The sequence below is a fragment of the Desulfosporosinus sp. BICA1-9 genome (assembly GCF_000802135.1).
On sequence record NZ_JUEE01000265.1, the window covers coordinates 1 to 9851 of the forward strand.

The following is a 9851-nucleotide window of genomic DNA, read 5'->3' on the forward strand; positions in this document are numbered from 1 at the left end:
ACTGTTCCCATGACTGTCGGTTGTGTTGTTTGAGCTTCGACTACCGTGATACTCGAGACGTTACTCTCGGTCTTGCCAGGTGCTACGGCAGTTATCGAAAGCACTTCGTCTTTGGCCAGGATTACTCCGTCGATTAAGGTCACCGTGTAGTCCCCTGTGTTTCCATCAGTCGTCGCTGCTCCAATTTCGGTTCCGCTTCTCTTGACACTTACCGTTGCCCCAGCTTCAGCAGTTCCTGAAATCATGGTGTCTCCAGCTCTGACCGTTCCCGTGACTAAGGGTTGCTCTGTTTTTTGAATGACCTCTCTATCTGTATCACGAGACGTTCCACTTCCATCAGATACAACTGGAATATCGCCTGGTTCTGTAGGAGTATCCGTCGTTGTTTTACCGTTTACGGTTCCACCGCCACTTACTTTAGTACTCCCAGTCGCAGAACTCAAAACCGTAACTTCTGCCCCACTTTTTACAACGATTTCGGATGTTCCCTTTGTCTCCAATTTGTCGATTTTACCTGATAGTACGGTAATGGACGAGTTATCATTAATAGTTACACTAGAGAACTGTCCTGCTAACTGAATTGAATCTGGAGTTGTCGCCCCAGTCACCTTAACAGTAGGAATAACCGCGCCATCTGCTGCCGTTAGTCTTACACTCCCGCTCAGGGAAACATCGTTAGAGAATGTTCCTTGGAGTTGTACATTAATGGATGCTTCTCGTTGAGGCTGCGCGACCAATGACCCTACGTTCGCTCCACTTTTTGATTCTACAGCAGCAGTAGATTGAATTAATGTAGACCCTAAAATTGTTCCTGTTTCTGCCACTACATGAACATCAGAGGAACTTGACACGACTAGACTATCTGCTTTGGTTTCTTTTAAGTAAATACTGCGGTCTGCACCCGATAGAACTACAATTCTAGTGGCTTGCACGTCGTCTAGAGTAGCAGAGCCGTCCTTGCCTGGATCGAGAAATAGCGTACCCTTGATACGGATATTCTGTAACGTTACGCCTTCTGCATTGACTAGAAGGTTCCCGTTGACTGTTTTATCCCTAAATGTTGCATTGGGAGTGCTTAATTCCACAGCCCCGTCTAAAATGTCAGACTGGCCGGGCTGGGCATATCCTAAGCTTTGTATGGCTGAATCCGATATTACAGCTGTTCCACCTAGAACTACAGGATTCTTAAGGGCTATATTTGTCTGGATATACCCTTTAGTACCGTCTGGAACTGTTTCTTTATTAGACAAGACAATTGCACCGCCCAATTTGGCTGCCATCGGAGCACCTGTCAACGAGTCAATAAGGCTTGTATCGTTCCCATTTGCGAAGAACATGCTGCCCCCGATAATAAGGTTTTCGAATTTCTTTAGTACTTCTGTGTTTGTATCAAAACGATCATATCCACCGAGTCTCGCCGCGTTTGGCAGTGTATCCTTTACAGAGTCGGATACAACCGCGGTTCCGCCAATGACATAGGTCTTGTTTATTCCTGATGACTTAATGAAATCTGACACAACTGTCGGAACTGAATCCTTATTAACGAGCAGAACTGGAATTCCTTTGGCAGCCGCAATTGGGGCAATTGAAATTGCGTCGACATTAGCATATGCATTTGTGACCACAACTTCTTGAAAGGGTTTGATCGTTTGGATTTCCTTTGCGATATTTACAGCCGTTTCATACCGATCATAACCACCTATCCGCACAGCTTGAATACCAACTGCGCTAAGGTCACTCTCTACTTTTGCCGAAATGACTGCTGTTCCACTTACCAAATAAACTTTTTTTACTCCTAGCTTTTCTAATTCTTTCATTGTGTCAGAAGGTACTGAGTCTTGATCTGCAAGAAGTACTGGTCCATCGACTGCTTTGGCAAGACTTGACGAAGCAAGCGCGTCTACCATGTTTAGATCACCCGATGGTGCTAGGACTGCTGTGCTGGCCGACTGCCACCCATAGTCTGCGATCTGAACTGCTGTGCCATACCTGTCATACCCACCAAGACGAGTAAGAGTATTGATTAAGCTCTGAGTGGACTGAACATTGTACGTTGATTTTACTTGCGCCTCGTTTGCCATAGCGACTGCGGGAGTTAATCCAGCAGTTACTGTGAGTGCAGTGATAGCTAGTGATGCGACAAACTTATTAGGATAAAATCTTGACACCTAATTTCCTCCTTTTTTCTTTTTTTATCTTATCTATATCCAGAGATATTCCCTAGATATGGCAATTTTTTCTTGCCAATGTAATGATACCTAATCAGTTCGACAAAGCTGCGAATTTCTTGTGAATTTCTTGTGAATTTAGAATAACAATATTGTCATTTTTCTTGATCCGCAAATGGGAGTAAGATTTACCTGCATTACAAACAAACTTTCCTTTCTCTAAAGCGCAAATAAGCACACACGCGAAAAGTGGCTGAGATTCTTTCCTCAACCACTTTTATATAACAAATGTCAAAGGGCAGTTTTTCCTGTGAAGCCACTGCCCTTTTTTATGAGATTCCCTTCTACTTAACTGTCTCCCAAATCTTTTTTCCGGCTTTGATACTCCGCTGAATCTATCTCGCCACGCGCATACCGTTCACGCAGGATATATCTATTCCACTATGCTTACCTAGCGTTCCTGTATGAACCTGTGATGCACTGCGACGAAATATATAGATACCCAGTAGAATTATCCCAATCCCTAAGATGAGGAACGTTCCCTTACCCATCCACCCATATCCCCAACTTCCATAACCACCGTATCCCCAGCTACCCATCAATGAATTCCTCCTTCAAACTGATTTTCTATAATAGAACCTTAGAATATTGACTTTCATCCATACATCATCTAAGATCTCCCCTATCACTCCCGTTCCTAAGTAATAAACTGATTCAATTATTCTTAATAAAAGAAACGATGCGGCTAAGTTAGGTCGGAGAAAATGTGGCTTGGTTATTAAACATCCTCAGCATACAAGTCATCACAACATGATCACCCTCTACCAGGACCAGCTCCTGATCTACTTGATTCTGCGCAAGATATCTTTGAGCGTCGGAAAAGATCTTTCGAGCATCGATTATACTTTTGTATTTTCCTACGATGCCGTTTGACTTCTTTCCCTTCAAGATAAGCATAGATAATCGTCCTTTCGTAGGCTACCTTTTCGAATTGCTTCTGAGCTACCACTACACCGTAAGATCTTAGTGAAAATCCCCCAATGCTAAGTGAATAAAATTTGTGCCTAATTCACGTTCCCCCTCTGAGAATAATAATCAAACTTTAAAATTCCCATGTATAAATCCTACTATATCAATTGGATTATTTGATGAATAAACTGTGAATATCTTATGAAGAAGGAACCCTAATTGATGTGCTTCCAGATCATTCCCTCACCCTGAAGACCATTTGCTGCCCAGAATGAAACATCTTTTTCTCATAGCTACTTCCCGAACAACAAATTTACTTGAACAAATGCAGGATATTTATTTTTGGTGCAGAATGATACAAAATTAAAGAGATTTGTAGAACATAGAGGAGTGAATTGTTTGAAATTGGAGAATAAAGGGCTGGGTTTTCAGGTCACAGTCTTGATGTTATTTATTGCATTGGCTGCAGGGGTTGTCGGAACCATCGGAATTTACGGGATGTATCAAATGAACGATACTTCGAATATGGTTTATGAACAAGATGTGATTCCTTTGAACCAACTCTCAGAGTTACGTTTCGATGCCCAAGGCTATCGTACTGATGTCGCCTTCGCGGTCAGCGCACGCACCCCGGAAGAGCGCCAAAAATTCTTAGCGGATATTATTCAGAAAAACAAAGATGTTGAAGAACATATGGCCAATTATGAAGGTATATCTAAATCGAACCAGGATTCAGATTCTTGGAAACAGTTTAAAGCCGCCTGGAATGACTATGTAGAATCATCAAAAGTTACGATTCAGGCCATAGCCGAAGGACGAATTGAAGAAGCTAGAGCTCATATGTATGATGTTGATGAGAGCAAGCATATGTCGGCTGGGGATATTATTCAAAAGTTAGTGAACTCCAAAATGGATGAGGTAAACATGCACAGTACGGTAACCTCAAACGAGATCTTCAAGAAGGCAACACGCATTTCAGTCATTCTTGTCGTGATTGATGTCTTAGTAAGCTTCGTCATTGGCTGGTTTTTGAGCCGGGCCCTCGGCAAAATGATGCGTAATTTTGTGCACAATGCCAACGAAATCGCCTCAGGGGATATTGGCCAGAGGAAGAAGGCCCCTTGGAAAGCCTGGAACCGTGAAGGGGCTGAACTTCTAAAGGCCTTTGGCGATATGGGGATCTCTTTGAGAGCTACCATTACGAAAGTAGTCGATATGGCGAGTCAATTGGCACAAACCGCTCAGGAAATGCGCTTAGGCGCCGAACAATCGGCTCATGCGGCAGAACAGGTCGCCTCCTCGGCGACTGAAATTGCAAACGATGCTGAAATGCAAGTCCAGGAGATGACGCAAAATCATGATCGGATAAGTCTAATGATCGATGAACTAAACCAAACAGAACAAGATGCCGAAAAAGTAAACCTAGCATCCAGTCGTTCCGCTGAGCTTTCGCGCAATGGAAATATCGCCCTCGGACAAGTGGTCAAGCAAATGGATGAAATAGAGAGTCAAGTTCATAGTCTGAGCCAGGTAATTGGAGACGTGGATGAAAAGTCCGAGGAGATCGCTAAGACGGTACAAATCATCGACAGTATTGCTCAACAAACCAACCTCTTAGCATTAAATGCTGCGATTGAAGCCGCACGTGCTGGAGAAAACGGTCGCGGATTTGCGGTTGTTGCAGAAGAAGTCCGCAAACTTGCCGAGCAAGTTCAAACAAGCTTAGTTGATATTTCTCAGCGAGTACAGGAAATGCAACGGGCTTCCCGGAGCGCCCATCAAGGGATGAAAACCAGTGTGGATAGTGTAAATCAAGGAAGTGCTTACTTAAAAGAAATTTCCAATCAATTTACCGTAATCCTAGGTTCTGTGGAAGAGAGTGCAGGATTGGCTCAGGACATTGAAACCACTGTGCAGAAAGTACAACAGGACGGTGAGCAAATAAAAATTGGCATGCAAAACGTCGTAAATCAGGCTGAATCCACCTCAGCGGGCACACAGACCACAGCTGCCGCTGCAGAGGAACAAAACGCCTCTGTCGAGGAATTGTTCGCCTCGGCAGAAAGCTTAAACGATTTAGCTAAAGATTTGAAGCAGTTAATGGATTATTTTAAACTATAAACCTATCAGATTTTAAAGACTTGATGAGCATTTTGCATTATCTGAGAAGCCAGAAATCTATTACAGGAATGTAACGACGCTTAATAAGACACAAAGATTTTCAAGAACGAATAAAAGTAGACTGAAGTGTGTAAACTTGGTCTACTTTTATTCGTTTTGTACGCTTATTTTATTTTCAACGCGTTCTTTATCCCATGATCTTTTTCTTTAATGCCAGAACTCCGAGTCCTAGGTTTCTTTCTGTTCCCTAACCGAAATAGCAATCTTATAGAGGATTGTAAGAAGCAGCATCCCAATCGCATAGACCCCCAGTGTCACAGATATCTCGGTGTAGGTTATCACATACTCAGTTACTCTATCAAAAGGATTTGGAATAAATCCGCCAATCACCAGACCCATTCCTTTGTCAGTCCAATTAGCTGCAATGATCGCTACAAGGGCTAAGGACAAGATTTTATCATTCTTTCGTGTACTCGGAAAAAGCAGCAATCCAATTCCTACAAAGGCAAGAATAGTGGCTGTCCACATAAAAGGAACCAGTCTTGTATGGCCCTCAAGCCCGACGAAGAGATATTTAAGAGGAGCCTTGGCTTCGGGTATATTACTATAAAAGGCTGTGAAAAACTCAAGCCCGTAAAAGAAAACATTTGCTATCATAGCATAGGTAACAATCTTGACTAGCGCTTGAATGGCACCAACGCCCGGGTCTGGGTCAAATCTACTGACTCTTCTTACCAATAAACACAAAAGAATCAGAATTGCTGGGCCAGCTGCAAAAGCGGAGGCCAGAAATCGTGCTGCCATAATCGCGGATAACCAAAGATGCCTGCCCGGTAGACCAGCGTATAAGAACGCTGTCACCGTATGAATACTGACTGCCCAAGGGATGGAAAGGTAAATGATCGGTTTTACCCACGCCGGAGTTGGACTTCCTTTGCTTTCAGCGCCAAGTGTCGTCCACCCAATCACAATGTTGAGCACGAGATATCCAAATAAGACCAACATATCCCAAAACATCATGGAATGGGGGCTTGGATACAAAATGACATTCAAGACTCGCAGTGGTTGACCCAAATCGACAATAATAAATAGCATACTCATGATCACAGAGGAGATCGCTAAAAATTCACCGAGGATGACCATCTTACCAAATTTCTTAAAGTCATGAAGATAATAAGGCAAGACAAGCATAACAGCAGAAGCAGCGACACCCACGAGAAACGTAAACTGGGCGATGTACAAACCCCACGAAACATCCCTACTCATGCCCGTTACTCCTAAGCCATAGCTATATTGCTTAAGGTAAGAGTAGAAACCTACCGCAATTATAACTAGTAAGAAAAAAACCCATGTCCAGTATCGTCGACTACCTTTCAAAGCTCTTTCAAACAAGCTCCCCACCCCCTACTAGGTAGTAGACGCTCGGTTGGGTACCCAGCTCAGGTTTACGCCGAATCGTGTATTGCGAACTAACAATTTTTTGCACCTCTGATTTGGGGTCATCTAAGTCTCCGAAAATTAACCCTCCCTTGGACTTCTCCACACACGCTGGCATTAGACCTTTTTCCAAGCGCTCCACGCAGAAATTACATTTTTCCACGACCCCCTGTGTTCGTGTGGGAAAGTCTGGATTTATCTCCTTGATAAAAGGCCTTGGATCCCTATAATTAAAGCTTCTCGCTCCGTAAGGACAGGCTGCCATGCAAAATCTACATCCAATACAACGATGCATGTCCATGTCAACAATTCCATCGGGTCTCTGAAAAGTAGCCTCAGTGGGGCATGCCTTAACGCAAGGAGGATTCTCACAATGATTACACAAAATTATAAAGGGATAGTTTTTGACACTTTCTTTCATATATCTGTTATTCTGGCTAGGAAATGCATGTTCATAATCCTCATTCCATATCCATTTGATCTCCTCTTTAGGATTACCTAGGGATGGAACGTTATGGACACTATGACACGCCTCAATAACTCGATTATAGTCTTCTTTGGTTTTAAATTTCCTCATATCTACAACCATAGCCCAACGTTTCGCTACCAGACCTTGTCGAGGTGTTTCATATTCGGAAGCCTCCACTTTCCCGCGGAGTCCGGTAATAACAAAGGTTCCTCCCAGTCCTAAAGCGGTGACCATACCAGCTTTTTTTAAAAACCGTCTTCTGTTTAGACTCATTTCGCGGCCTGCTTTGGCCAAATATGGCAACTCCAACAGTTCGGATTTACGGCTGTATGTGTATGGCATGAAACACAGAATTGGTCAGACTCTTTTGAAGCCGGATCAAAATGACAGTTCACGCACGTTTGAAGACTATTTTCGAATGACTTTCCTTGACTATTAATATATACCGTTTTGCCATTGCGCACGGCTTCCTCTCTCCATTGGCTCAGAAGTTTCATATGATTGGGCCTCATCCATTCTACAGGCTCGACACATTGCTTAACCGCTAATTGCTGGATAGCTGGAGTATTCAGATTTATTACAGGTCCCTTGTTAGATTTCCCTATATTATAGAAGAACGGTAAGCTCATTAAAGCAACAAAGACAACAAGCGACGCAATTATTTTTCCTCCTTTGTACATTATCCATTACCCTCCTTTTGCGGTATGTAGGATTACCCCTTTAGTCAATGCCTCTCTCTTTCTACCACTTATCAGTAACCTGCAACCGCAACTCTTATATGCCATTGATCCTTACATATTATCTCTAAATATATAGTCGATTATGTAGACTGAGTTCAAGTACGTTCACAATACAAAGCAAAGTCGGAAAAGAGAGACTGAATTCACCATCTAGATTTCTATAGAGATAAAGTGGCTAAGGAATAGATCCTCAGCCACTTTTATTTTATCAATAGTGAACTCGCTTCCTCGATGATCAAAGACAAGTAACTGGTTCGATTAATCCATTATTCACAAGAAATTCATAAGTTTTTCATAGTAAGTTCAAAAAGATATGCTATCTTGATCAAACAGGTGACAACTTGAATAAAAGAAAGGAGATGTCACATGAAAAAACTAATCAGCTTAGCTATCCTTGGTGTTTTTCTGATGTTAGCACCAGCCCAAACAGTTCAGGCTGCAGTGGGGGATACCTTGTTAAAGGTAGGAACAACTGGTTCAGATGTTGTTCAACTACAAACTGAACTTAACTATCTAGGTTATGACGTCGGCATAGTCGATGGAATCTTTGGATCAAATACTCAGACAGCAGTAAAAGTATTCCAATCTGCTCAATCCTTGAGTGCAGACCGAATCGTAGGTCCCATTACTGGTAACCAACTTAACTCTCTTTATGCAACCAAAGTAAGTCAAAAGAGTAATACCCAATCCCGACAAGAGAAAGCAAATGCTATTATCGCAACTGGTAAAAAGTATATCGGTGTTTCATATTTATGGGGTGGGACATCTCCTGGGACAGGTTTTGACTGTTCAGGTTATGTACAGTATGTCTTTGCCCAAAACGGGATTTCTTTACCAAGAGTTTCCCGCGATCAGTACTCGGTCGGAGCTTCCGTGGACTTTAATAATCTCCAGCCGGGAGACTTAGTCTTCTTTTCCATAGCCGGAAATGGAAAGGTCGACCATGATGGGATCTATATTGGTAACGGCCAATTCATCAACTCTTCCAGTTCCAAAGGTGTTACCATTTATAATTTTGGCCCCTATTGGAAATTGGTTTATGTTGGTGCTAAACGAGTATTCTAATCGTTTCAATCAAACGTAACTTGATTTTGTACTTGGGAAGATAACAAAAGCACAGACCCTTAATAATCGGTCTGTGCCTTTCTTTATCTTATCCTCGGCATCCGTTTGATATAACAATGTCACTGCCATTGTTCTTGCCCATGTATCTGCCCTTTCCGATTACTCACTGCTGGGTGAGTCAAACGAACCTCACTAGCGTGTTTCTCTAAATCATTATAATTCTTTCTTAAAATATCCGATAACAACTCGTGATCATGGAGTAGGTTAATTAAGACGTGCTCATCTTTGGTCTGGGTGGTTTGGGTATTGGTGAGAATACTGAAAGGCCGATAAACGAGTGCATCTTGAATTTTTAATGTCTTGAATATTTTCCGGTCGCATTCACTGCTGACAGTCAACGAAGAGATAATGCTAATTCCAAGTCCTGCCGAGACCACTTGTTTAATCGCCTGAATACTTTCTAGTTCCATAATTACATTCAATTGATTCAGATCAAACCCTCTCTCTTTAAGGGCCATCTCCATCACCTTGCGAGTCCCGGAACCTTCCTCTCGTGTCACCAGACGCTCATTTGGGAGTTCAGCTAAGGTAATGCTATTCTTTGAGGCCCAGGGGTGAAAATGAGGAATCACGACTACCAATTCGTCATTCCAAAAATTCTCCACCTTAAGGTCTTTATGCTGAGGGGCTGTCCCCCCGATTAGGGCTATGTGCATTTTTTTCTCTGAAACATCTTGAGCAATCGACTCCGTATTACTGATCTTTACTTTGAAGTCCACGTCTGGGTAGGTCTTAGACAAATACGCCATAATATTGGGAAGAATATACTCTCCAATCGTTAAAGTCGCACCGAGATAAATAAGTCTTCTCTGATTAAGTCTT

Annotated in this window: 10 protein-coding genes; 2 read left to right on the forward strand and 8 right to left on the reverse strand. The window is 42.6% G+C overall.

The genetic code is table 11. The annotated features are described in order from the left end of the window. The 4 genes from JL57_RS36160 to JL57_RS33055 all read right to left on the reverse strand — a co-directional run. Positions 1-2168, reverse strand: a 2168-nt coding sequence (locus JL57_RS36160) for a cell wall-binding repeat-containing protein (RefSeq protein WP_291300881.1), incomplete at its 3' end; no start/stop codon positions are given. Between the two features lie 348 nt (positions 2169-2516). Then, positions 2517-2597, reverse strand: coding sequence for an SHOCT domain-containing protein (locus tag JL57_RS36775; protein WP_366556965.1), 81 nt, complete (start codon positions 2595-2597; stop codon positions 2517-2519). After that, positions 2564-2767: a hypothetical protein gene (locus JL57_RS33050; RefSeq protein WP_366556964.1), complete on the reverse strand. Its 204-nt coding sequence runs from the start codon at positions 2765-2767 to the stop codon at positions 2564-2566. Before JL57_RS33050 ends, JL57_RS36775 begins: the two co-directional genes overlap by 34 nt. A gap of 151 nt (positions 2768-2918) precedes the next feature. Further along, positions 2919-3125: a hypothetical protein gene (locus tag JL57_RS33055; protein ID WP_034140052.1), complete on the reverse strand. Its 207-nt coding sequence runs from the start codon at positions 3123-3125 to the stop codon at positions 2919-2921. A gap of 402 nt (positions 3126-3527) precedes the next feature. Between JL57_RS33055 and JL57_RS33060 the strand changes: the two genes are divergently transcribed. After that, positions 3528-5258, forward strand: coding sequence for a methyl-accepting chemotaxis protein (locus JL57_RS33060; protein WP_291300882.1), 1731 nt, complete (start codon positions 3528-3530; stop codon positions 5256-5258). 228 nt (positions 5259-5486) lie between these two features. On the opposite strand, the gene dsrP is transcribed toward JL57_RS33060, so the two are convergent. Genes dsrP through dsrJ form a run of 3 tightly spaced genes read right to left on the reverse strand, consistent with a single transcriptional unit; the run spans position 5487 to position 7844 of the window. Continuing rightward, complete coding sequence (gene dsrP, locus JL57_RS33065; RefSeq protein ID WP_034146113.1) at positions 5487-6650, reverse strand: sulfate reduction electron transfer complex DsrMKJOP subunit DsrP; 1164 nt, start codon at positions 6648-6650, stop codon at positions 5487-5489. Beyond that, positions 6643-7437: a sulfate reduction electron transfer complex DsrMKJOP subunit DsrO gene (gene dsrO, locus JL57_RS33070; protein ID WP_034146114.1), complete on the reverse strand. Its 795-nt coding sequence runs from the start codon at positions 7435-7437 to the stop codon at positions 6643-6645. The genes dsrP and dsrO overlap by 8 nt, the downstream gene beginning before the upstream one ends. Next, complete coding sequence (gene dsrJ / locus JL57_RS33075) at positions 7434-7844, reverse strand: sulfate reduction electron transfer complex DsrMKJOP subunit DsrJ (RefSeq protein WP_034146115.1); 411 nt, start codon at positions 7842-7844, stop codon at positions 7434-7436. Before dsrJ ends, dsrO begins: the two co-directional genes overlap by 4 nt. Before the next feature lie 426 nt (positions 7845-8270). On the opposite strand from dsrJ, the gene JL57_RS33080 reads away from it, so the two are divergent. After that, positions 8271-8969: a C40 family peptidase gene (locus JL57_RS33080; RefSeq protein ID WP_034146116.1), complete on the forward strand. Its 699-nt coding sequence runs from the start codon at positions 8271-8273 to the stop codon at positions 8967-8969. A gap of 119 nt (positions 8970-9088) precedes the next feature. Here JL57_RS33080 and JL57_RS33085 read toward each other — a convergent pair. Then, on the reverse strand, positions 9089-9851 hold a 763-nt coding region (locus JL57_RS33085; protein WP_034146117.1), incomplete at its 5' end, for a LysR substrate-binding domain-containing protein.